The sequence below is a fragment of the Streptomyces roseus genome, assembly GCF_001044425.1.
GTDB lineage: Bacteria > Actinomycetota > Actinomycetes > Streptomycetales > Streptomycetaceae > Streptomyces > Streptomyces roseus.
On record NZ_LFML01000085.1, the window covers coordinates 126,916 to 149,976 of the forward strand.

Genomic DNA, 23,061 nt, shown 5'->3' on the forward strand with positions numbered 1-23,061 from the left:
TGGCCAGCGATGACGGCGCTGGTGCGGACATATCTGTCACTCCTTCAGCGGCGGTGCCTGGCGGCCGCGGGGAATGCTCGCGCAGGGCGGCACGCAGTGCCGCCGGGTGTGGAGAGTTCCGGGATACGGTCGCGGGCGCCGTCTGGGGGTTCAGGGCGCTTCTGACCAGTGGATAGTAATTTCCTTATGGTGGAAGTTCAATGGTTTGTTGATGTCGAGATTCTCTGAGTCGACACACTCGGGATCCCGGTGGCCCTCAGTGCCACCTTCGTCACTGCCCGCTCAACCGTCGCCGGACCGCCGCTCAGGCCAGTCGTGCCAGGTCGGGCGGGGTGTCGATGTCGAAGGCCTCCGCGATGTCCCCGCATTCCACCAGCGTGAGCTCGTCCGCGTGATCCGTCAGGTGCACCCGCGCGCCCTTGTCGCCGGTCGCCGTCGCCGCGATGTCCGCCCAGCGGTCCGCGCCGAAGAGCACCGGATGCCCGCGCTCCCCGCCGTACGCCGCCGCCACCAGGCTCGCGGGGGAGCGGTACGCCTCCCGGACCCGGGCCACGGCCGCCGGCCCGATGCCCGGCTGGTCCACCAGCGAGACGAGGGCCGCGCCGGCGCCCGTACCGGCGAGCGAGGCGAGGCCGACGCGCAGGGACGAGCCCATGCCCTGCGCCCAGTCGGGGTTGTCGACCACCACGCAGCCGCTCAGGTCCGCCCGCTCGCGGACCTCGGCCGCGGCGGCGCCGAGCACCACGTGGACCGGCCCGCAGCCCGCCTCGCGCAGCACCCGTACGGCGTTCTCGACCAGCGGGCGGCCGCGGTACGGGAGCAGGGCCTTGGGGCGGCCCCCCAGGCGGCGGCCGCCGCCCGCCGCGAGGAGGAGGCCCGCGATCACCGGGCTCGGGGCTGAGTGCGTGGTGGGTGGCATGTCAGTGATTCTCGCCCCTGCCGTGCGGTGCGCGGGCGGCGCCCCAGAAGGCGTCGTACGGCGGCCAGGGCGGGCCCGAGGCGCAGCGGCTCGGAGATCCGGTTCTCGGCGGCGGCCGCCAAGGCGCGCTCGTCACGGTCGGTCAGAAAGGTGGACATGGCCGTCTCCTTGCCAATCGGGGGCCAATACCGCGATTCTGGTCCCTCTATTGGCCTGGCCGGCAGGGCCAATCAGGGGAGGTTGGCATGGCAAACGGGCGAATCGTCCACACGGCGGACAGGACCATCGGCAGTCGCCAGCTCGCCGCCCTGCTGCCCTCCGGGGTCCTGGCCCGCCCCGGCTACCGCTCCCTCGCCGACGCCGTGCGGACGCTGATCCTCGACGGCCGCATCGCCCTGCACGTACGGCTGCCCGCCGAGCGCGAGCTCGCCGAGGCGCTCGGCGCCAGCAGGGCCACCGTCACCGGGGCGTACGACCTGCTGCGCGAGAGCGGCTACGTCCGCAGCCGGCGCGGCTCCGGCACCTGGACCGAGCTCCCCGAGGGCCACGGCCCGGTCGGCGCGCACCTGCCGGTCGTCAGAGGCAGCCACCTCGCCGACGGCGATCGCGGGATCGACCTGGCCATCGCCGCCCTCGGCGCCCCCGAGGACAGCCTCACCGAGGCCCTCGCCTGGGCCGCTGCCCGGCTGCCCGCGCTCGCCCGCAGCCCCGGCTACCGCCCCTTCGGCCTGCCCGACCTGCGCAGCGCCATCGCCGAGCGGTTCACCCGGCGGGGCCTCGCGACCCGCCCCGAGCAGATCCTGGTCACGGCCGGCGCCCAGCAGGCGTTCTCGTTGGTCGTGAGCCTGCTGTGCGGGCCGGGGGACCGGGTGGTGACCGAGAGCCCGACGTACGCGAACGCCCTCGACGCCCTGCGGCACGCGCGGCTGCGCACCGGCTCGATCGCCGTGTCCGACGCGGGGTGGGACATGGAGATCGCCGAGTCCACGCTGCGCCAGACCGTGCCGAGACTGGCGTACGTGATCCCGGACTTCCACAATCCGACGGGCCTGCTGATGCCGCGGGAGCAGCGGCTGAGGCTCTTGGCCGCGACGCGCCGGACCGGGACGTGGCTGGTGGTCGACGAGACCATCGCCGACATCGCCCTGGACCTCCCCGCGCCGGCCCCGCTGGCCTCGCTGGCGCCGCCGGGCGGGGCCGAGCACGTGGTGACGATCGGCTCGCTCAGCAAGACGCACTGGGGCGGGCTGCGGGTGGGGTGGGTCCGGGCCACCGCCAAGGTGATCACGGAGCTGGCGGCGGTGAAGGTGGCCGCGGACATGACCGGCTCGGTCCTGGACCAGCTCGTGGCGCAGCCGCTGCTGGAGGGGCTGGAGCGGACGCTGCCGGCACGGCTCGCCCGGTTGCGGGGGCAGCGGGAGGCGCTGGTCGCCGCGCTGGAGCGGCACGTTCCGCAGTGGTCGTGGGTACGCGCCCCGGGCGGCCTGTCGCTGTGGGTGGACCTGGGGGAGCCGGTGAGCTCGGCGCTGGCGGAGCGGGCCGGGGCCTGCGGCGTGCACATCGGGCGCGGGGCGCGGTTCGGGGTCGATCCCGGCACGTTCGAGCACCGGCTGCGGATTCCGTACACGCTGCCCCCGGACCGCCTGGAGGAGGCCGTACGCCGCCTCGCGGCCGCCTTCCACGACGGAGTCCCGCTGGCTCCCGCGGTGGACCGGCCGCACTGGGTGGCCTGAGGGCGGCAGGCGGCTCAGGCAAGATCCGGAAGAGACGGCTCAGGGCGTGCGGATCAGGCGGCGGGAGGTGGCCGCGGCCACCGCCGCGGTGCGGGAGTCCACGCCCAGCTTCGCGTAGACGTGCACCAGGTGGGACTTGACCGTGGCCTGGCTCAGGAAGAGCTTCTTCGAGATCTGCTGGTTCGACAGGCCGTCCGCGACCAGCTGGAGCACCTCCAGCTCCCGCTTCGTCAGCGCCTCCGCCGGTGTGCGCATGCGGTCCATCAGACGCAGGGCCACCGCCGGGGCCAGCGCCGACTGGCCGGCCGCCGCCGTGCGGACCGCCGCCGCCAGCTCCTCCGGCGGGGCGTCCTTGAGCAGGTAGCCCGACGCGCCCGCCTCGACCGCCGCCAGGATGTCCGCGTCCGTGTCGTACGTGGTCAGGACCAGGACCCGGGGCGCCCCGGGGCGGGCCGTGATCGCCGCCGTCGCCGCCGATCCGTGCATGCCCGTACCGAACTGGAGGTCCATCAGGACCACGTCCACCGGCTCGGAGGCGGCCAGTTCCACCGCCCGCTCGGCGGTGGCGGCCTCCGCGACCACCGCGAAGTCCGGCTCGGTGTCCAGCACCGCGCGCAGCCCGGCGCGGACCACCGGGTGGTCGTCGGCCAGCAGCAGGCGGATCGTCATCAGGAGGCCTCCAGGGGCAGCGGCAGGGTGACGGCCACGGCGGTGCCCTGGCCGGGGGAGGACTCGACCGTGAACAGGCCGCCGAGTGTCTCGGCCCGCGAGCGCATGGCCGGCAGCCCGAACCCGCCCTCCCCGGAAGGAGCCGAGGAGGGGTCGAAGCCGGTGCCGTCGTCGACGACGTCCAGCGTCACCGAGGCGTCCATGAAGGTCAGGGTGATCTCGGCGCGGCCCGCGCGGGCGTGGCGCACCACATTGGCCAGCGCCGACTGCGCGATGCGCAGGAGGGCGACCTCGTACGGGGTGGGCAGGACCCGGGGCGCGCCGCTCAGGCAGAACCGGACCCGCGGCCCGGGCGCGGCCGCGCACAGCCGCTCCAGCGCGGCGGCGAGGGAGCCGTGCTCCAGATCGGGCGGGGTGAGGGCCCGTACGAATCGACGCGCCTCGGCGAGGTTGTCCTGCGCCGCCTGCCGGGCCCGGCCGATGTGGTCCAGGGCCGGGGCGTCCTGCGGAAGGGATCGCTCCGCCGCGCGGAGCAGGAGCTGGATCGAGGAGAGCCCCTGGGCCAGGGTGTCGTGGATCTCCCGGGCCAGACGTTCCCGTTCCGCCAGGATCCCGGCGTCGCGCTCGGCCGCGGCCAGCTCGGCGCGGGTGGCGATGAGCTCCTCGATCAGCTCGCGGCGGCGTTCGCTCTCGCGGTACAGCGCCTGGTAGCCCAGTACGGTCGCCACCGCCACGGCCCCGCCGAGCAGCGGTCCGAGGAACGCCCCCGGCGAGAGCGCGCCGCCCGGCGCGTGCGCCACGAAGCCGCCGATCGCCGCGCACGCGGTCACCGCGACGGCCGCGATCCCCCAGCGCAGCCGCAGCAGGTGCAGCTCCAGGAAGTACAGCGGGAACGCGATCCACAGCCCGTCGGGGGAGACCACCAGCAGCGCCGCCCAGGCCGCGCCCAGCCCGGACAGCCATACGGCCGCCGCCCGGGGCGAGCGGCGCACGGCGGGGGCCAGCACGCCCGCCGCGTACACGGCGGCCAGCGCCGCGCAGGCGGCGACCACCCACCCGGCGCGCGGCGCGGAATCGGTGACGGCCCGCCCGGCGGCCAGCGCAAGCAGCGCGAACAGCAGCCCGTGCAGGCACAGGCGCAGGACGCGCGTCACGGGCGTCAGGGGGCGGGGAGCGGGGGAGTGCGGATCAGCCATGGGCCCGACCAGCGTAAAGGCGGGCCCGCGGCCGCCGGTCAATCGAAAGTTTGATGTCCGGATGCGTCCTTCGATACCAGGATCGCCACCGTGGCGCGATGCCGGGCGGCCGCGCCGGAGACCAGGGTGGAGCTCATGTTCGTCGCATGGAGAGATCTACGGTTCGCCAAGGGCCGCTTCGCCCTCATGGGCTCGGTCGTACTGCTGATCACGCTGCTGGTCGGCCTGCTGTCCGGGCTCACCGCCGGCCTGGCCCGGGAGAACGTCTCGGCCGTCACCGGACTGCCCGCCGGCCACCTCGCCTTCGCCGCGCCCGCCGGGGAGCAGAAGGTGTCCTTCACCAACTCCCAGGTGCCGGAGCGGGCCTGGCGGGCCTGGCGTGCGCAGCCCGGTGTGAAGTCGGCGGAGCCGCTCGGCATCCGCACCACCAACGCCTCGGCCGGCGCCCGCACCGCCGCGGTCTCCGTCTTCGGCGTCGACCCGGCCGGCCCCCTCCCGCCGCGCGGCGCCGGCCTCGCCCCGGGGCGGGTGGTCCTCACCGAGAAGGCGGCGAAGGAGCTCGGCGGTCCGGGCGCCGGCGGCAAGCTGAGGATCGGCCCGCTGGAGCTGACCGTGGCCGCAGTCTCCGGCACCGCCGCCTACAGCCACACCCCGGTCGTCTGGATGGACCTCGGCGACTGGCAGCGCATCGGCACCTCCGGCACCCCCGGCACCTCCGGCACCTCCGGCACCTCCGGCGACACCCTCGCCACCGTGATCGCGCTCGACACCACCGCGGCGGTGGACCTCGCCGCCGGCGACCGGGCGGCCGGTACGAAGGCGCAGACGATCGACGAGGCGCTCGGCGCCATAGGGTCCTACCAGGCGGAGAACGGCTCGCTCCAGCTCATGCGCGGCTTCCTCTTCGCCATCTCCGCCCTGGTCATAGGGGCCTTCTTCACCGTCTGGACGATCCAGCGCAGCGGTGACATCGCCGTGCTGAAGGCCCTCGGAGCCTCCACCCCGTACCTCCTCAAGGACGCCCTCGGCCAGGCCGTGGTCATGCTCGCGATCGGCACCGGGCTCGGTACGGCGATCGCCGCCGGGTTCGGCGCGCTGATCAGCGGGGGCGACGTGCCCTTCGTCCTCGGCACCGCGACCGTCCTGGCGCCCGCCGCGATCATGATCGCGCTCGGCGCGCTGGGCGCGGCCCTGTCCATCCGGCGGATCACCGCCGTCGACCCCCTGACCGCCCTCGGGAGCGCCCGATGACCCTGCTCGTGCACGACGTCACGCTCACCTACCCGGACGGTGAGAGCCGGCTCACCGCCCTCGACCGGGTCCGCCTGGAGGTGCCGGCGGGCACGCTGACCGCGGTGATCGGGCCCTCCGGTTCCGGCAAGTCCAGCCTGCTGGCCGTCGCCGCCACCCTGGTCACCCCGGACTCCGGGCAGGTGGTGGTGGCCGGCCAGGACACGGCCCGGCTGAGCGCGGCCGAGAAGTCGGCCCTGCGCCGGGAGAAGATCGGCATCGTCTTCCAGCAGCCGAACCTGCTGGCCTCGCTCACCGCCGCCGAGCAGCTCCAGGTGATGGCCCACCTGTCGGGCCGCCCCGCGCGGACGCTGCGCCGCCGGGCACTGGAGCTGCTGGACGCGGTCGGGCTGGCCGACAAGGCCGGGAAACGGCCCCACCAGCTCTCCGGTGGCCAGCGCCAGCGCGTCAACATCGCCCGCGCGCTGATGAACGAGCCGGCCGTGCTGCTGGTCGACGAGCCCACGAGCGCCCTGGACCACGAGCGGGGGGCGGCCGTCCTCGACCTGCTGGTCACCCTGACGCGCGAGCGCTCCACGGCCACCGTGCTGGTCACCCACGACCACGCCCACCTGGAGCGGATGGACCGGACGGCCACGATGACCGACGGCCGCCTGACGGAGCCGGCCCGGGAGGGTGCGGGGTCCGGGGCGGTCCCGGCCGCCTGAGCGCCCGTACGTACGGCGAAGGCCCCGGCCCCCGCGTGTCTGCGGGGGCCGGGGCCTTCGTACGGACGGGCTCGCGGCCGGAACCTACGCGGGGTTCTGGCTCTGCAGCGCCACCGACAGCTCGGCCGCGACGTTCTGCAGGATCGGCACGAAGGACTCGGCCACGGCCTCGGTCACCCGGCCCGCCGGTCCCGAGATGGAGATCGCGGCGGCGGTCGGCGAGTTCGGCACCGACACGGCCAGGCAGCGGACCCCTATCTCCTGCTCGTTGTCGTCGACCGCGTAGCCGGACTTGCGCACGTGCTCCAGGGCCTCCAGGAAGCCCTCCGGAGTGGTGATGGTCTTCTCGGTCGCGGCCGGCATCCCGGTGCGCGCCAGCAGCGCCCGGACCTCGTCGGCGGGCGTGTACGCGAGCAGCGCCTTGCCCACGCCGGTGGAGTGCGGCAGCACCCGGCGGCCGACCTCGGTGAACATGCGCATGGAGTGCTTGGAGGGCACCTGGGCGACGTAGACGATCTCGTCCCCGTCGAGCAGGGCCATGTTGGCCGTCTCGCCGGTCTCCTCGACCAGCCGGGCCAGGTAGGGGCGCGCCCAGGTCCCCAGCAGGCGCGACGCGGACTCGCCGAGGCGGATCAGGCGGGGGCCGAGGGAGTACCGTCGGTTGGGCTGCTGCCGCACGTAGCCGCATGCCACCAGGGTGCGCATGAGGCGGTGGATGGTGGGCAGCGGCAGACCGCTGGCGGTGGAGAGCTCACTGAGGCCGACCTCGCCCCCGGCGTCGGCCATGCGTTCAAGCAGATCGAAGGCGCGCTCAAGGGACTGAACGCCACCGCTGGCGGCGGTGGGCTTCGCGGAAGCGTCGGTGGTGCTGGCGCTGGACGTCGGCACGGCGCGGTCCTTTCGGTGCTGGCAGGCAAGGAAGCAGCCTACCGGTCGGTCGGCGTCGGCCCTAGAGCCGGGGCGAGGCCGTCCCCGCCGGTCAGATGGGGTTTGTCCGGGTCGCGGACCTCCTCGGGAAGTTACCCGTCCGCCCCCGGTGGTGGTAGCTACATTCTGGATAGTGAAATCCTAATTCCATCTTGTGGAAACATCCAATTGCGGCACAGGTGTGTCGGTGCTCCGTCCGGCGGCTCTTGACTGGCCCCGGCTCGGCGGCGAGACTCCGTCAACAGAACGTTGAATTTCGCTCTGTGGAAGTAGATGGGGAGGTTCCGGCGTGTCCGACGACGTGGAACTGGTACTGCGCTCGACTCGCGTCATCACCCCCGGGGGGACGCGCGCCGCTTCGGTCGCCGTCGCCGCCGGGAAGATCGTCGCCGTACTGCCGCACGACGCCGAGGTGCCGGCCGGCGCCCGGCTGGAGGACTTCGGCGACGACGTCCTGCTCCCCGGCCTGGTCGACACCCACGTGCACGTGAACGACCCGGGCCGCACCGAGTGGGAGGGCTTCTGGACGGCCACCCGCGCCGCCGCGGCCGGGGGCGTCACCACCATCCTCGACATGCCGCTGAACTCCCTGCCGCCGACCACCACGGTCGACAACCTCCGCGTCAAGCAGGAGGTCGCCCGCGCCAAGGCGCACGTGGACGTCGGCTTCTGGGGCGGCGCCCTGCCGGACAACGTCAAGGACCTGGCGCCCCTGCACGACGCCGGGGTCTACGGCTTCAAGTGCTTCCTGTCGCCCTCCGGCGTGGACGAGTTCCCCGAGCTCGACCAGGAGCAGCTGGCCACCTCCCTCGCCGAGATCACCGGCTTCGGCGGCCTGATGATCGTGCACGCCGAGGACCCGCACCACCTGGACGCGGCCCCCGTCGTCCCGGGCCCCAAGTACGCCGACTTCCTCGCCTCCCGGCCGCGCGACGCCGAGAACACCGCCATCGGCAACCTGATCGCCCAGGCCAGGCGGCTGGACGCCCGCGTGCACGTCCTGCACCTGTCGTCCTCAGACGCCCTGCCGCTGATCGCCGCGGCCAAGGCCGAGGGCGTCCGCATCACCGTCGAGTCCTGCCCGCACTACCTCACCCTCACGGCCGAGGAAGTGCCCGACGGCGCGAGCGAGTTCAAGTGCTGTCCGCCCATCCGCGAGGCCGCCAACCAGGACCTCCTGTGGGACGCGCTCGCCGACGGCACCATCGACTGCATCGTCTCCGACCACTCGCCGTCCACCGCGGACCTGAAGACGAGCGACTTCTCCACCGCGTGGGGCGGCATCTCCTCCCTCCAGCTGGGCCTGCCGGCGATCTGGACCGAGGCGCGCCGCCGCGGCCGGACGCTGGAGGACGTGGTCCGCTGGATGTCGGCGGCCCCGGCGCAGCTCGCGGGTCTCGCCCACAAGGGGGCCATCGAGGCCGGCCGCGACGCCGACTTCGCCGTCCTCGCCCCTGAAGAAACGTTCACTGTGGTCCCGGCCGAACTGCACCACCGCAACCAGGTGACGGCGTACGCGGGCAAGACCCTGCACGGCGTCGTCAAGTCCACCTGGCTGCGCGGCAGGCAGATCGCCGACCACGGCATCCCGACCGAGCCCACGGGCCTCCTCCTCGAAAGGCAGAACTGACCAGTGGCGATTGAATCCTTCACCGGCAACGCGAACCCGTACGGAGGCGGCGACCCGTACGCGGACTACCGCACCGCGGACTTCCCGTTCACCCAGTACGCGAACCTCGCCGCCCGGGAGCTGGGCGCCGGTGTCATCGCCGCCAACGACGAGTTCTTCGCCCAGCGCGAGAACCTGCTGATCTCCGAGGCCGCGCACTTCGACCCGGAGGACTTCGGCCACAAGGGCAAGGTCATGGACGGCTGGGAGACCCGCCGCCGGCGCGGCGTCTCGGCCACCCAGCCCTGGCCGACGCCCGAGGACCACGACTGGGCCCTCGTACGCCTGGGCGCCCCCGGCGTCATCCGCGGCATCGTCGTGGACACCGCCCACTTCCGCGGCAACATGCCGCAGGCCGTCTCCGTGGAGGCCACCAACTGGGAGGGCGCCCTCGCGCCGACCCCGGAGGAGCTCCAGGGCGACGCGGTCAAGTGGACGACCATCGTCGCGCGCACCCCGGTCGGCGGCCACGCGGCCAACGGCTTCGAGGTCACCGCCGAGCAGCGCTTCACGCACCTGCGCGTCAACCAGCACCCCGACGGCGGCATCGCCCGCCTGCGCGTCTACGGCGAGGTCCTGCCCGACCCGAAGTGGCTCTCGGCCCTCGGCTCCTTCGACGTGGTCGCGCTGGAGAACGGCGGCTCCGTCCAGGACGCCTCCAACCGCTTCTACTCCCCGCCCACCAACACCATCAACCCGGGCCGCTCCCGCAAGATGGACGACGGCTGGGAGACCGCCCGCCGCCGCGACAACGGCAACGACTGGATCCGCTACCAGCTGGTGGCCGAGTCCGAGATCCGCGCCGTCGAGATCGACACGGCCTACCTCAAGGGCAACTCGGCCGGCTGGGCCTCGCTGTCCGTCAGGACGGGCGAGGAGGGCGAGTGGACGGAGTTCCTGCCGCGCACCCGCCTGCAGCCCGACACCAACCACCGCTTCGTACTGGACGCCCCGGCGGTCGGCACCCACGTGCGGATCGACATCTTCCCGGACGGCGGCTTCTCCCGCCTGCGCCTGTACGGCTCGCTGACGGAGGCCGGCGCGGCCGCGCTGACCGCCCGCAACCAGGAGCTGGGCGGCTGACGCCGTCCCCGTGACTGCCCCGGGGGCCGACACCCCCGGGGCCCGCACGGCCGCAGGGGGCGCACCGCGACGGCGGCGCGCCCCCTGCGTACATCCCCAGCACCCCGCGCGCGGGCCGGCCTCACGCCCGCGCCCGGGCCGCCTCACGCCGCGTGGCCGCCGTCCACCGCGAACTCGGCGCCCGTCACATAGGCGGCGTCCGGTCCCGCGAGGAAGGACACCAGGGCGGCCACCTCCCGCGCGGTGCCGAAGCGCCCGAGGGCCGTCATCGCGCTCTGCGCGGCGGCGTACGGCCCGTCCGCCGGGTTCATGTCGGTGTCCACCGGGCCCGGGTGCACCAGGTTCGCGGTGATGCCCCGCTCGCCGAGCTCCCGCGCGAGCGCCTTGTTCAGGCCGGTCAGCGCGGCCTTGCTCATCGCGTACAGGGTTCCCCCGGGACCCGGGACCCGAGCGGTCATACAGCTGCCGATCGTGACGATCCGGCCGCCGGAGCCCATCCGGGAGGCCGCGGCCTGGGTGGTCAGGAACACCCCTCGCACGTTGACCGCCAGCACCCGGTCCACATCTGCCAGGGCCAGGGCGTCCAGGGGTCCGAGTACGCCGATTCCCGCGTTGTTGACGAGTGCGGTGATCCGCCCCAGGCCCCGTACGGTCTCCTCCACCGCGGCGACGGCCTGCGCCGGGTCGCCCACGTCGGCCCGTACGGCCAGGGCGCGCCGGCCGAGCGCCTCGATCCCGCCGACGACCTCGGCCGCGTCCCGCTCGCCGTTGACGTACGTGAGCGCCACGTCGGCGCCGTCCTGCGCCAGCCGCAGGGCGGTGGCCGCCCCGATGCCCCGGCTGCCACCGGTCACCAGTGCCACCGCGCCGTTGCTGCCCATGGTCTTCTCCCTCGTTCCCACTGCCCGAAAACTCGTTGCGGGTTCAATGAAAGAGGGGGAGGGGCGCGGGCGCTGGCGGGAATCGGACCTCGCGTTCGTGCGCGCCGCGCCGATGAGTCCGGGGGCGGCCGGGAGTCTGAAGCCGTACGGGGAGAGCCCGTACGGGGAGAGCCCGTACGGGCACGACCCGTGCGCACGGCACCGGACGCAAGGAGCGCAGATCCATGGGCAAGCTGACCCTGACCACCTTCGTGACCCTCGACGGCGTGATGCAGGCCCCCGGCGGGCCGGAGGAGGACTCCGCCGGCGGGTTCCGGTACGGCGGCTGGCTGACCCCGTTCCACGACGAGGGCGTGGGCGCGTTCACCACCGAACTGTTCGACCGCGCCGGGGCCTTCCTGCTCGGGCGCCGGACGTACGAGATCTTCGCCGACTACTGGCCGAAGCGGACCGATCCCACCGACCCGATCGCGAGCCGGCTGAACGGCCTGCCGAAGTACGTGGCCTCGACCACGCTCAGGAACCCGTCCTGGCCGGGTACCACCGTCATCGACGGGGAGCAGCTCCAGAGCGAGATCGTCCGGATCAAGGACGGGCTGGAGGAGCACCGGGAGCTCCAGGTGCACGGCAGCGGGCAGTTGGCCCAGTGGCTGCTCGTGCGGGACCTCGTGGACGAGCTGAACCTGGAGGTGTACCCCGTCTTCCTGGGCGCCGGGCGGCGGCTGTTCCCGACCGGCGGACTGCCCACGGCCTACGAACTGGTCGCCTCGCGCACGACGCCGAACGGCGCCGTCATCCTCACCTACCGCCCGACCGGCCGGGCGACCTTCGCCACCTTCGGCTGATCCGGCGGCCGGAGAGCGCCGACGAGTGACCGGAAATCGCCGGGCCCCGTACTGAGCGGTCACATTAGTGTGACCGCATGCCCTTACCGGACATCAGCGCGAACGACGCGGACTTCCACACGGACCCCTACTCCTTCTACGCCCGGTTGCGCGCGAAGGGGCCGGTGCACCGCGTGGAGGTCACCGCCGAGTACACGCCCACCTTCCTGGTCGTCGGCTACGACGAGGCCCGCCGGGCCCTCGGCCACCCCGCTCTGGCGAAGGACTGGAGCAGCGGTGAGATCCTGCCGGGCATCGCCGTCACCGAGGCGAACCGCAACATGCTGGAGTCGGACCCGCCGCAGCACACCCGGCTGCGCCGCCTGGTCGCCCGCGAGTTCACCGCCCGACGCATCGAGGCCATGCGGCCCCGCGTCCAGCGGACCACCGACGACCTGCTCGACGCGATGGCCGCGCGCCCGCAGCGCACCGCCGACCTGGTCAAGGCCCTCGCCTTCCCGCTCCCGATGACCGTGATCTGCGAACTCCTGGGCGTCCCCCACCTGGACCGCGAGCGCTTCGGGTACTGGTCCAAGGAAGTCGTCGCCCCCACCTCCGCCACCCCGAACACCACCGCGCACCAGAAGCTCGGCGAGTACCTCGCCGAGCTCGTCGGCGCCAAGGCCGAGGAGCCGGGCGAGGACCTGCTGAGCGCGCTGATCCGGACCCGGGACGAGGACGGCGACGCGCTCTCCTCCGGAGAGCTGATCGGGATGGCCTTCCTGCTGCTGGTCGCCGGCCACGAGACCACCGCCAACCTCATCTCCAACGGCACGCGCGCCCTGCTGGCCCACCCGGACCAACTGGCCGCCCTGCGCGCGGACTGGGACGGCCTCCTCGACGGAGCCGTCGAGGAGATGCTCCGCTACGACGGCCCGGTGCAGAACGCCACCTACCGCTACGCCCGCGAGGACATGGAGCTCGGCGGCACCACCATCCCCGCCGGAGCCACCGTCCTCGTCTCGCTGGCCGGCGCCGACCGCGACCCCGAGCGCTTCGGCACCCCGGACACGTTCGACATCCGGCGCGCACCGCAGGGGCACCTCGCCTTCGGCCACGGAATGCACTTCTGCATCGGCGCCCCGCTCGCCCGCATGGAGGGGCGCATCGCGCTCCGCGGGCTGCTGGAGCGCTTCCCGGACCTGGCCGAGGACCCGGCCGGGGGTCCGCCGGACCACTTCGGCGGGAGCCTGATCCGGGGCGTGACCCGGCTCCCGGTGCGCTGGTAGCGGCCCGTGCCCGGTCGCCCGCCACCCCCGCCGCGGTCCCCGGCGCCCCTACAGGTCCGGCAGCTCTGTCATGCGGACCGGGCGCCGCTCCCGCCGCGACACCTCGCACGCCTCCGCGATCCGCAGCGCGGCCAGCGCCTCCCGGCCGTCGCACGGGTTGGGTCCCTCGCCGCGCACCAGCCGGACGAAGGCGGCCAGCTCCGCCTCGTACGCGGGACCGAAGCGCTCCAGGAAGCCCGTCCAGGGCTTGCCCGCCGGGGGCGGCCCGTGCGGTTCGGTCGAGGCGATCGGCGTACGGTCGTCCAGCCCGGAGGAGACCTGGTCGAGCTCCCCGGCCAGCTCCATCCGCACGTCGTAGCCGGCGCCGTTGCACCGGGTGCCCGCGCAGGTGGCCAGGGTTCCGTCGTCCAGGGTGAGGACCGCCACGGCGGTGTCCACGTCGCCGAGCTCCCGGAAGACGGGCGGACCCGCGGCCGAGCCGGTCGCGTACACCTCGGTCACCTCGTGGCCGGTCACCCAGCGAACCATGTCGAAGTCGTGCACCAGGCAGTCCCGGTACAGGCCCCCGGACGTCGCCAGGTACGCGGCGGGCGGCGGGGCCGGGTCGGCGGTCATCGTCCGTACGCTGTGCAGCCGGCCCAGGGCGCCGGAGCGCACCAGCTCCCGCGCGGTGCGGCAGCCCGCGTCGAAGCGGCGCATGAAGCCCAGCTGGAGCACCCCGTCGGCGGCGGCCACCTCGCGCAGTACTGCGAGCGTCCGGGCGAGGTCGGTGGCCAGGGGCTTCTCGCAGAAGACCGGCAGCCCGCCGCGGACGGCCCGCAGGACCAGCCCGGCGTGCCCGTCGGTGGCACAGGCCACGACCACGGCGTCCACGCCCCAGGTGAAGACCTGTTCCACGGAGGGTGCCGCGGTCGCCCCCAGCCGGTCGGCGAGGCGTGCGGCCCGCGCGGGATCGGCGTCGGCGAGCAGCAGCGAGCCCGCGTCCCGGTGGCGGGCGAGTGCGGCCGCGTGGAAGGAGCCGATCCGGCCCGTTCCGATCACCCCGATGCGCATGCAATCAACGTGACCCTGTCACCGGTGGCTGTCAATCTGTCCGCAGAGGCCTTTGATGGCTCGGTTGGCCCGGATCGGCTCGAAGGCCCCGATGGCGGCACATGGTCCACTGTGGCGGATACTGAGCGGCTGGAACCGTAATGACCGCTTTGGCGGCGGCAGCCCGCAGACGGCGGCGGACAACAGGACGAGGGAAGGGCACGCAGACGTGGCTAGGGTTCGGACAGGGGTACGCGTCGTGGGCGCCGTGCTCGCGGCGGTACTGGGAGCCTCCCTCGTGGGCTGCAGCAGCACGGGCGGCAAGCGCGCCGAGGACCGGGCGAAGGCGGCCCAGGCGGGCCGGCCCGCGGTGTCCACCCCGCGCTGGACTTTCGCGATGGTCACGCACGCCGGCGACGGCGACACCTTCTGGGACATCGTCCAGAAGGGCGCCAAGGAGGCCGCGGCGAAGGACAACATCAACTTCGTCTACGCCCACGACGACCAGGCACAGCAGCAGGCCCAGTTCGTGCAGAACGCCATCGACCAGAAGGTCGACGGGATCGTGGTGAGCCTGGCCAAGCCCGAGGCGCTCAAGGACGTCATCGGCAAGGCGGTCAAGGCCGGCATCCCCGTGATCACCGTCAACTCCGGATCCGCCCAGTCGGCCGAGTACGGCGCCCTCACTCACATCGGCCAGGACGAGCAGATCGCCGGCGAGGCGGTCGGCGGCGAGCTGACCAAGCGCGGCAGGAAGAAGGCCGTCTGCGTCCTGCACGAGCAGGGCAACGTGGGCCACGAGCAGCGCTGCGCCGGCGCCAAGAAGACCTTCGGCGGAACGATGGAGAACCTGTACGTCGAGGGCACCAACATGCCCTCCGTCCAGGCCGCGATCCAGGCGAAGCTCCAGGCCGACCCGTCCGTCGACGCGATCGTCACCCTCGGCGCCCCCTTCGCCCCGACGGCGATCAAGGCGAAGGACGCGGCGGGCAGCAAGGCCGAGGTCGACACCTTCGACCTCAACGCGTCCGTCGCCCGCGACCTCAAGTCCGGCGCCCTCGGCTTCGCCGTCGACCAGCAGCCCTACCTCCAGGGCTACGAGGCGATCGACCTGCTCTGGCTGTACCGCTACAACGCGGACGTGCTCGGCGGCGGCCGCCCGGTGCTCACCGGCCCGCAGATCGTGACGGCCGACGAGGCCGCCAAGCTGGAGGAGTACATCAAGCGGGGGAGCCGATGAGCACGGCCGGCGCCGTCGACGAACGGCTCGCCCCCACCTCCCTGTTCCGCAGGCTGCTCGGCCGCCCCGAGCTCGGCGCGGTCGTCGGCGCGGCCGCCGTCTTCGTCTTCTTCTCCTTCGCGGCGCCCAGCTTCCTGCAGGCCTCCAGCCTCAGCACGATCCTCTACTCGGCCTCCACCATCGGGATCATGGCCGTACCCGTGGCCCTGCTGATGATCGGCGGCGAGTTCGACCTGTCCGCCGGCGTCATGGTGACCACCTCGGCGCTGCTCAGCTCGATGTTCAGCTACCAGATGACCGCCAACGTGTGGGTGGGCGTCGGGGTGTCCCTGCTGGTCACCCTGGCCATCGGCTTCTTCAACGGCTTCATGCTCACCCGTACCAAGCTGCCGAGCTTCATCATCACGCTCGGCACCTTCCTGATGCTGACGGGCCTGAACCTCGGCTTCACCAAGCTGATCAGCGGCTCCGTCTCGACCAAGACCATCGCCGACATGGAGGGCTTCTCCTCCGCCCGCGCGCTCTTCGCCTCGCAGTGGAACGTCGGCTCGGTCACCCTCAAGGTCACCATCCTGTGGTGGCTGGCCCTGGTCGCCGTCGCCACCTGGATCCTGCTGCGCACCCGCGCCGGCAACTGGATCTTCGCGGTCGGCGGCGGGGCGGACGCGGCCCGCGCGACCGGTGTCCCCGTCGTCAAGACCCGGATCGGCCTGTACATGGGCGTCGCCCTGTGCGCCTGGATCTCCGGCCAGCACATCCTCTTCTCGTTCGACGTGGTCCAGTCGGGCGAGGGCGTCGGCAACGAGTTCCTGTACATCATCGCGGCCGTCATCGGCGGCTGCCTGATGACCGGCGGCTACGGATCCGCGATCGGCTCGGCCGTCGGCGCCTTCATCTTCGGCATGACCAGCAACGGCATCGTGTACGCCCAGTGGAACCCGGACTGGTTCAAGTTCTTCCTCGGCGCGATGCTGCTGCTCGCGACGCTCCTCAACGCATGGGTCCGCAAGCGGGCGGAGGCGAAGTGACCGTGACCGACACGCCCGCGCTCGTGAAGCTGACCGACGTCAGCAAGTTCTACGGCAACATCCGCGCGCTCCAAGGGGTCTCCCTGGAGGTCTCCGCCGGCGAGATCACCTGTGTCCTCGGCGACAACGGCGCCGGCAAATCCACCCTCATCAAGATCATCGCCGGCCTGCACCGGCACGACGCCGGCAGCTTCGAGATCGAGGGCGAGGAGACCGTGCTCGCCAACCCGCGCGCCGCCCTCGACCACGGCATCGCCACGGTCTACCAGGACCTGGCCGTCGTCCCGCTCATGCCCGTCTGGCGGAACTTCTTCCTCGGCTCCGAGCCCACCAAGGGGCGCGGCCCCTTCCGCCGCCTCGACGTGGAGCTCATGCGGGAGACCACCCGCGCCGAGCTGCTGCGCATGGGCATCGACCTGCGCGACGTCGACCAGCCGATCGGCACCCTCTCGGGCGGCGAGCGGCAGTGCGTCGCCATCGCCCGCGCCGTCCACTTCGGGGCCAAGGTCCTCGTCCTCGACGAGCCGACCGCCGCCCTCGGCGTCAAGCAGTCCGGCGTGGTGCTCAAGTACGTCGCCGCGGCCCGTGACGCCGGCCTCGGGGTGGTCCTGATCACCCACAACCCGCACCACGCCCACCTGGTCGGCGACCGCTTCGTGCTGCTCAAGCGCGGCACGATGGCGGGCAGCCACACCCGTGACTCGATCACCCTGGACGAGCTGACCCGGCAGATGGCGGGCGGCTCGGAGCTGGACGAGCTGAGCCACGAACTGGAGCGGGTGGCAGAATCGGGACCGGACCGCCCGTCCGGAACAGCAGACACCGCATCCGGCACCACCGCACCCTGAGGGACGACACGACTCGATGAGCACGTACCGGGACTTTGCGCTCACCCACCGGGGGTCGGCGCGAGGCACCGTCCTGCGGACCATCGGGACCCGTGAGCGCCGGTCGCACCTGACCGCCCCGCGCGTCCCGACCGTCGGCATCGACATCGGCGGCACCAAGGTGATGGCCGGCGTCGTGGACGCCGACGGGGTCATCCTGGAGAAGATCCGCACCGAGACCCCCGACAAGTCCAAGAGCCCCAAGGTCGTCGAGGACACCATCGTCGAGCTGGTGCTCGACCTGTCCGACCGGCACGACGTCCACGCCGTGGGCATCGGCGCGGCCGGCTGGGTCGACGCCGACCGCTCCCGGGTGCTCTTCGCACCCCACCTGGCCTGGCGCGACGAGCCGCTGCGCGACGCGCTCCAGTCCCGGCTCGCGGTCCCGGTCATGGTGGACAACGACGCCAACACCGCCGCCTGGGCGGAGTGGCGCTTCGGCGCCGGGCGCGGCGAGGACCACCTCGTCATGATCACGCTCGGCACCGGCATCGGCGGCGCGATCCTCGAAGGCGGCCAGGTCAAGCGCGGCCGCTTCGGGGTCGCCGGCGAGTTCGGCCACATGCAGGTCGTGCCCGGCGGCCACCGGTGCCCGTGCGGCAACCGCGGCTGCTGGGAGCAGTACAGCTCCGGAAACGCGCTGGTCCGCGAGGCCCGCGAGCTCGCCGCCGCCGACTCGCCGGTCGCGTACAACATCATCGCCAAGGTCGGCGGCAACGTCGCGGAGATCACCGGGCCGCTCATCACCGAGCTGGCCCGCGAGGGCGACGCCATGTGCGTCGAGCTCCTCCAGGACATCGGCCAGTGGCTCGGCGTCGGCATCGCCAACCTCGCCGCCGCCCTCGACCCCTCCTGCTTCGTCATCGGCGGAGGCGTCAGCGCCGCCGACGACCTGCTGATCGGCCCCGCGCGGGACGCCTTCCGGCGCCACCTCACCGGCCGCGGCTACCGCCCCGAGGCCCGGATCGCCAAGGCCGAGCTGGGCCCCGAGGCCGGCATGGTCGGCGCCGCCGACCTGGCCCGCCTCGTCGCCCGCCGCTTCCGCCGCGCCACGCGCCGGCGCGTGGAGCGGTACGAGCGCTACGCGCAGTGGGGCCTGATCGACTCCCCGGCCTCCGCGGAGCGCAAGGCCGCGGACCTCAAGGCCGCGGACGCCGGGGCCGGGCCGGCGGAGGCCGCCGAGCTCGAGGCCGCGGACGCCGGGGCCGCGGGAGCCGGGTCCGCCGGGGCCCCCGGCACGCGACCCGACGAGCCCGAGGACGGGGGCCCGCGGTGACCCCGCCCTCCGTGCCCCGCCAGGCGCCCGCCCCCGACGAGGGCGGCGCCCCGACCCCGCCGGAGGACCGGGGGCACGTCGTCCGGCGCCGCTGGATCACCGCGATCATCATCCTGCTGCTGGTCGGCGTGCCCGCGGGCTACCTCGCCGTCTCCGCCCAGCAGAGCCGCGAGAGCGGCCGCGACAAGGCCTCCAAGGTCGGGGCGACCAAGGTGCGCCCCGGCTGGCCCTCCAAGGTGCAGCGCAGCATCTACGAGGTGCCGATCCCGCCGAAGGCCTGGCGGGTCGGGTTCCTGGAGACCAACAACTGGCGCACCAGCCGGCTGTACGTGCAGTTCGCGGTCACCCCCGCCGACCTGGACTCCTTCCTCGCCGACCTCGGCACCAGCCGGGCCGAACTGGCCCGCGAGGTCTCCATCAGCCCGCACGACGCCGCCATCGCGGGCTGGAGCTGGGGCCCGCAGAACGCCTGGTACGGCACCACCCTGGAGCAGCCGAACCCGCGCCCCACCCGGGACGTCACGGTCGACCTCACCGACCCGGCCAAACCGAGGGTCTACGTGGTGTCCACCGCGACCCCGTAGGTGCCCGGGGGTGTCTCGTGGATCAGGGCCCGGCCGGGCCCTGATCCACGAGACACCCCCACCCCCTAACCTGCTGCCATGAAGCTCACCAAGCGGCTGCACTCCTGTGTCCAACTGGAGAAGGACGGGCGCGTGCTCGTCATCGACCCGGGCGCCTTCAGCGAGCCCGACGCGGGGCTCGGGGCGGACGCCCTGCTCGTGACCCACGAACACCCCGACCACTTCGACGAGGGCCGGCTGCGCGCCGCGCTCGACGCCAACCCGGCGGCCGCGCTCTGGACGCTGCGCAGCGTCGCCGAGCGGCTCGCCCCCGCCTATCCGGGCCGGGTGCACACCGTCGGCCACGGGGACGCCTTCAGCGCGGCCGGCTTCGAGGTCCAGGTCCACGGCGAACTGCACGCCGTGATCCACCCGGACATCCCGCGGGTCACCAATGTCGGCTACCTCGTGGAGGGTTCCCTCTTCCACCCGGGGGACGCGCTGACCGTGCCCGAGGTGGCCGTCGACACCCTGATGCTTCCGGTGCACGCGCCCTGGAACAAGGTCGCCGAGGTGATCGACTACCTGCGCGAGGTCAAGCCGCGCCGGGCCATCGACATCCACGACGCCTACCTCTCGGACATCGCGCGGCCGGTCTACGACGGCGCCCTCGCAGCCCTGGGCGGCACCGACCACGGGCGCCTCGCCGCCGGGGAAGCCGCTCAGCTGTGACTGTCGGCGGCGGGCGGTAGGTTGGACGGCATGCGTATCGCCACGTTCAACGTCAACTCGATCACCGCCCGGCTGCCCCGCCTGCTGGCCTGGCTGGAGAGCTCCGGCACCGATGTCGTGTGCGTCCAGGAGACCAAGTGCTCCGAGGCGCAGTTCCCGCACGAGCAGCTGCGCGAGCTGGGCTACGAGTCGGCCGTCAATGCCACCGGCAGGTGGAACGGCGTGGCGCTGATCTCCAAGGTCGGCCTGGAGGACGTGGTCAAGGGACTGCCCGGCGGCCCCGCCTACGAGGGGGTCGAGGAGCCCCGGGCGATCTCCGCCACCTGCGGCGGGGTCCGCCTGTGGTCGGTGTACGTGCCGAACGGCCGGGAGGTCGAGCACGACCACTACGGCTACAAGCTGGACTGGTTCCGCGCGCTGACCACCGCCGTCGCCGAAGACGCGGCCGGCCCGCGCCCGTTCGCGGTGCTCGGCGACTTCAACGTGGCCCCGACCGACGAGGACGTGTACGACCCGGCGGTCTTCGCGGGCCTGACCCACGTGACCCCGGCCGAGCGCGCCGCCCTGGAGGCGCTGCGGGGCGCCGGGCTCTCCGACGTGGTGCCGCGCCCCCTCAAGTACGACCGGCCGTACACGTACTGGGACTACCGCCAGCTCGCCTTCCCCAAGAACCGGGGCATGCGCATCGACCTGGTCTACGGGAACGAGCCCTTCGCCAAGGCCGTCACCGATGCCTACGTCGACCGCGAGGAGCGCAAGGGCAAGGGCGCCTCGGACCACGCCCCGGTGGTCGTCGACCTCGCGCTGGACGCCTGAGGGGCCCCAGTCCGCAGGACACGGGCGGGCCCGGCCCTGCCGGGCGGATCCCGCGCGCCCTGTGGCCAGCGCGGGATCCTGGTGCCAGGCTGGTCGGTATGAACATCCCCTTCCTGGACAACTGGCTGAACCGGCACGCGACGGAACGGGGTGCGGGGCTCGCCGCCGCCCTCGCGGACGACCCCGAGGGCGTCAACGAGTTGTTCTCGGAGTGCGAGATGCTGCGCGTCCACGCGCGTGCGGCCGGGCTGGAACTCGACGAGAGCCCGGCCTCGTTGGAGGCGCTCGACCAGCTGATGCCCCGCTGGCGCCGGGACCCCGAGGTGGTGCCCTGGCTCGGCAACGACGCGGGCTTCTACCTCGGCACGGTGATCATCCGCACCAAGCTGGGCTCCGCTTGGCAGGTCTGGCCCAACGGCCAGCCGGTGATCCGCCTGGCATCGGGCCGCGAACTGAACGTGGTGGAGTCGGGGGTCTCCTGGGCGATGACCGGCTCTCCGGAGCTCTCCCAGGCGTACGCCGAGGCCTCCGAAGGCTGACCTGTGTGAGCTTTATGTCGCCTTTAGGCGTGTCGAGGGGAAGTGCCCTTCCGCCGCTGGATAGTTTGCGCTGACCTCGACACTCCGACAGGTGGGCAGGGCAGCGTATGGCCGTCGATCCGTTGATCGAGCTGCGGGACGTCAACAAGCACTACGGGGCCCTGCACGTCCTCCAGGACATCAACCTCACCGTCGGCCGCGGGGAGGTGGTGGTGATCATCGGCCCGTCCGGCTCCGGGAAGTCCACCCTGTGCCGGACCATCAACCGCCTGGAGACCATCGAGTCGGGCACGATCCTGCTCGACGGCAAGCCGCTGCCCGACGAGGGCAAGGAGCTGGCGGCCCTCCGGGCCGACGTGGGGATGGTCTTCCAGGCCTTCAACCTCTTCGCGCACAAGACCGTCCTCGACAACGTCTCGCTCGCGCAGGTGAAGGTCAGGAAGCGCAAGAAGGACGAGGCCGACGAGCGCGCCCGGGAACTGCTCGACCGCGTCGGCCTCGCCGACCAGGCCCCGAAGTACCCCGCCCAGCTCTCCGGCGGGCAGCAGCAGCGCGTCGCCATCGCCCGCGCCCTGGCGATGAACCCCAAGGCGCTGCTCTTCGACGAGCCCACCTCCGCCCTCGACCCGGAGATGATCAACGAGGTGCTGGAGGTCATGCGCCAGCTCGCCGCCGACGGCATGACCATGGTCGTGGTCACCCACGAGATGGGCTTCGCGCGCTCCGCCGCCAACCGCGTCGTGTTCATGGCCGACGGCAGGATCGTCGAGGACCGCACACCGGAGGAGTTCTTCACCGCCCCGGAGAGCGAGCGGGCCAGGGACTTCCTCTCCAAGATCCTCAAGCACTGAGGGGCGGCCCGATGAAGCGCAACCACGGCGCGCCCCCGCGTGCCCGCCTCCGTCTCCTGCCGCTCCTGCTCCTCGCCCTGCTGGCCCTCCTCGCCGGCTGCGGCAAGGAGGGCAGCCCTCCGGTCAAGGGCCCCCAGCCCGAGGACCTGCCCGTCTACCAGGTCGCCACCGGCTTCCAGCTGCCGCAGTCCCGTACCTGGGAGCGGGCCAGGAACCGCGGCCACCTGGTGGTGGGGGTCAAGGAGGACCAGCCGTACCTGGGCGAGAAGGACCCGGCGAGCGGCCGCTACTCCGGTTTCGACATCGAGATCGCCAAGATGATGGCGGCCTCGCTCGGCTTCGACCCCAAGACCACCGAGTTCAAGACGATCGCCTCCGCCAACCGCGAGACCGCCCTCCAGAACGGCCAGATCGACTACTACGTCGGCACCTACACGATCAACGACAACCGCAAGAAGCAGGTCGGCTTCGCCGGCCCCTACTTCATGGCCGGCCAGTCGCTGCTCGTCCGCAAGAACGAGAAGGACATCAAGGGGCCCGAGGACCTGGCCGGCAAGAAGGTCTGCTCCGCAGCCGGCTCCACCCCCTACCAGCGGCTCCAGCGCGAGTACCCGCAGGCGGTCCTCGTCGCGTACGACACCTACTCGGTCTGCGTGGACAACCTGCTGACCTACCAGGTCGACGCCGTCTCCACCGACGACTCCATCCTCCTCGGCTACGCGGCCAAGGTCCCCGAGGAACTGAAGGTCGTGGGCAGGCCCTTCTCCAAGGAGCCCTACGGCATCGGCGTCCCGCGCGGCGACAGCGCCCTGCGCTTCGCCCTCGACGACGCCCTGGCGGAGCAGGAGAAGAACGGCAATTGGAAGAAGGCGTACGAGGCCACGCTCGGCCTGTCCGGCGTCCCCGCCCCCGAGCCGCCCGCCATCGACCGCTACCCGGCGAGCTGAGG

Annotated in this window: 22 protein-coding genes and 2 pseudogenes; 17 read left to right on the forward strand and 7 right to left on the reverse strand. The window is 72.9% G+C overall.

Annotated features, from left to right (window positions below):
• Window positions 1-304: 304 nt before the first annotated feature.
• Complete coding sequence (locus tag ACS04_RS21735) at window positions 305-919, reverse strand: nucleotidyltransferase family protein (protein WP_048478362.1); 615 nt, start codon at window positions 917-919, stop codon at window positions 305-307.
• Between the two features lie 245 nt (window positions 920-1,164).
• Between ACS04_RS21735 and yczR the strand changes: the two genes are divergently transcribed.
• Window positions 1,165-2,652: a MocR-like transcription factor YczR gene (gene yczR / locus ACS04_RS21740; RefSeq protein WP_048478363.1), complete on the forward strand. Its 1,488-nt coding sequence runs from the start codon at window positions 1,165-1,167 to the stop codon at window positions 2,650-2,652.
• Window positions 2,653-2,691: 39 nt separating this feature from the next.
• Here yczR and ACS04_RS21745 read toward each other — a convergent pair whose 3' ends face one another.
• Window positions 2,692-3,321: a response regulator gene (locus ACS04_RS21745; protein WP_048478364.1), complete on the reverse strand. Its 630-nt coding sequence runs from the start codon at window positions 3,319-3,321 to the stop codon at window positions 2,692-2,694.
• The gene (locus ACS04_RS21750; protein ID WP_048478365.1) at window positions 3,321-4,517 is read right to left on the reverse strand and encodes a sensor histidine kinase; all 1,197 of its coding nucleotides are present in this window, start codon (window positions 4,515-4,517) and stop codon (window positions 3,321-3,323) included. Before ACS04_RS21750 ends, ACS04_RS21745 begins: the two co-directional genes overlap by 1 nt.
• 135 nt (window positions 4,518-4,652) lie before the next feature.
• Between ACS04_RS21750 and ACS04_RS21755 the strand changes: the two genes are divergently transcribed.
• Together ACS04_RS21755 and ACS04_RS21760 are read left to right on the forward strand one after the other, a co-directional pair.
• Window positions 4,653-5,768 carry an ABC transporter permease gene (locus tag ACS04_RS21755; protein ID WP_048478413.1) on the forward strand — a complete coding sequence of 372 codons (1,116 nt, stop codon included), beginning with the start codon at window positions 4,653-4,655 and terminating at the stop codon, window positions 5,766-5,768.
• Window positions 5,765-6,475, forward strand: a complete 711-nt coding sequence (locus tag ACS04_RS21760) for an ABC transporter ATP-binding protein (protein ID WP_048478366.1) — start codon at window positions 5,765-5,767, stop codon at window positions 6,473-6,475. The genes ACS04_RS21755 and ACS04_RS21760 overlap by 4 nt, the downstream gene beginning before the upstream one ends.
• An 84-nt stretch (window positions 6,476-6,559) precedes the next feature.
• Here the strand turns inward: ACS04_RS21760 and ACS04_RS21765 are convergent, their stop codons facing one another.
• Window positions 6,560-7,363: an IclR family transcriptional regulator gene (locus ACS04_RS21765; RefSeq protein ID WP_048478367.1), complete on the reverse strand. Its 804-nt coding sequence runs from the start codon at window positions 7,361-7,363 to the stop codon at window positions 6,560-6,562.
• A gap of 328 nt (window positions 7,364-7,691) precedes the next feature.
• On the opposite strand from ACS04_RS21765, the gene allB reads away from it, so the two are divergent.
• On the forward strand, window positions 7,692-9,032 hold the full coding sequence (allB, locus tag ACS04_RS21770) for an allantoinase AllB (protein WP_048478368.1): 1,341 nt from the start codon (window positions 7,692-7,694) through the stop codon (window positions 9,030-9,032).
• Between the two features lie 3 nt (window positions 9,033-9,035).
• Entirely contained in the window at window positions 9,036-10,154 is a 1,119-nt protein-coding gene (gene alc, locus ACS04_RS21775) for an allantoicase (protein WP_048478369.1), read from the forward strand.
• Window positions 10,155-10,297: 143 nt separating this feature from the next.
• Here alc and ACS04_RS21780 read toward each other — a convergent pair whose 3' ends face one another.
• A complete protein-coding gene (locus ACS04_RS21780) occupies window positions 10,298-11,035 on the reverse strand; it encodes an SDR family oxidoreductase (RefSeq protein ID WP_209441742.1) in 738 nt (245 codons plus the stop codon).
• A gap of 224 nt (window positions 11,036-11,259) precedes the next feature.
• Between ACS04_RS21780 and ACS04_RS21785 the strand changes: the two genes are divergently transcribed.
• Together ACS04_RS21785 and ACS04_RS21790 are read left to right on the forward strand one after the other, a co-directional pair.
• Window positions 11,260-11,880: a dihydrofolate reductase family protein gene (locus ACS04_RS21785; RefSeq protein ID WP_048478371.1), complete on the forward strand. Its 621-nt coding sequence runs from the start codon at window positions 11,260-11,262 to the stop codon at window positions 11,878-11,880.
• A 77-nt stretch (window positions 11,881-11,957) separates the two neighbouring features.
• Window positions 11,958-13,148, forward strand: coding sequence for a cytochrome P450 family protein (locus tag ACS04_RS21790; protein ID WP_048478372.1), 1,191 nt, complete (start codon window positions 11,958-11,960; stop codon window positions 13,146-13,148).
• A gap of 48 nt (window positions 13,149-13,196) precedes the next feature.
• On the opposite strand, the gene ACS04_RS40470 is transcribed toward ACS04_RS21790, so the two are convergent.
• Together ACS04_RS40470 and ACS04_RS40475 are read right to left on the reverse strand one after the other, a co-directional pair.
• Complete coding sequence (locus tag ACS04_RS40470; RefSeq protein WP_425337832.1) at window positions 13,197-13,847, reverse strand: Gfo/Idh/MocA family protein; 651 nt, start codon at window positions 13,845-13,847, stop codon at window positions 13,197-13,199.
• A 12-nt stretch (window positions 13,848-13,859) separates the two neighbouring features.
• A pseudogene (locus ACS04_RS40475) lies at window positions 13,860-14,201 on the reverse strand (Gfo/Idh/MocA family oxidoreductase); the annotation flags it as partial.
• Window positions 14,202-14,409: 208 nt separating this feature from the next.
• On the opposite strand from ACS04_RS40475, the gene ACS04_RS21800 reads away from it, so the two are divergent.
• From ACS04_RS21800 to ACS04_RS21845, 10 genes and pseudogenes are all read left to right on the forward strand, one after another.
• Entirely contained in the window at window positions 14,410-15,420 is a 1,011-nt protein-coding gene (locus ACS04_RS21800; protein ID WP_078865102.1) for a sugar ABC transporter substrate-binding protein, read from the forward strand.
• Window positions 15,417-16,448: an ABC transporter permease gene (locus ACS04_RS21805; protein WP_048478375.1), complete on the forward strand. Its 1,032-nt coding sequence runs from the start codon at window positions 15,417-15,419 to the stop codon at window positions 16,446-16,448. The genes ACS04_RS21800 and ACS04_RS21805 overlap by 4 nt, the downstream gene beginning before the upstream one ends.
• Window positions 16,418-17,296, forward strand: coding sequence for an ATP-binding cassette domain-containing protein (locus ACS04_RS21810; protein ID WP_048478376.1), 879 nt, complete (start codon window positions 16,418-16,420; stop codon window positions 17,294-17,296). The genes ACS04_RS21805 and ACS04_RS21810 overlap by 31 nt, the downstream gene beginning before the upstream one ends.
• A gap of 16 nt (window positions 17,297-17,312) precedes the next feature.
• Window positions 17,313-18,488 (forward strand): annotated as a pseudogene (locus ACS04_RS21815) (ROK family glucokinase); the annotation flags it as partial.
• A gap of 119 nt (window positions 18,489-18,607) precedes the next feature.
• On the forward strand, window positions 18,608-19,195 hold the full coding sequence (locus ACS04_RS21820; RefSeq protein WP_048478377.1) for a hypothetical protein: 588 nt from the start codon (window positions 18,608-18,610) through the stop codon (window positions 19,193-19,195).
• Window positions 19,196-19,273: 78 nt separating this feature from the next.
• Entirely contained in the window at window positions 19,274-19,906 is a 633-nt protein-coding gene (locus ACS04_RS21825) for an MBL fold metallo-hydrolase (protein ID WP_048478378.1), read from the forward strand.
• Between the two features lie 30 nt (window positions 19,907-19,936).
• Entirely contained in the window at window positions 19,937-20,722 is a 786-nt protein-coding gene (locus ACS04_RS21830; RefSeq protein ID WP_048478379.1) for an exodeoxyribonuclease III, read from the forward strand.
• Between the two features lie 98 nt (window positions 20,723-20,820).
• Complete coding sequence (locus tag ACS04_RS21835) at window positions 20,821-21,261, forward strand: DUF6278 family protein (RefSeq protein ID WP_048478380.1); 441 nt, start codon at window positions 20,821-20,823, stop codon at window positions 21,259-21,261.
• Window positions 21,262-21,368: 107 nt separating this feature from the next.
• Window positions 21,369-22,112 (forward strand): amino acid ABC transporter ATP-binding protein, encoded by a 744-nt coding sequence (locus ACS04_RS21840; protein WP_048478381.1) that lies wholly within the window; start codon window positions 21,369-21,371, stop codon window positions 22,110-22,112.
• An 11-nt stretch (window positions 22,113-22,123) separates the two neighbouring features.
• The gene (locus ACS04_RS21845; protein WP_048478382.1) at window positions 22,124-23,059 is read left to right on the forward strand and encodes a glutamate ABC transporter substrate-binding protein; all 936 of its coding nucleotides are present in this window, start codon (window positions 22,124-22,126) and stop codon (window positions 23,057-23,059) included.
• Window positions 23,060-23,061: the final 2 nt, after the last annotated feature.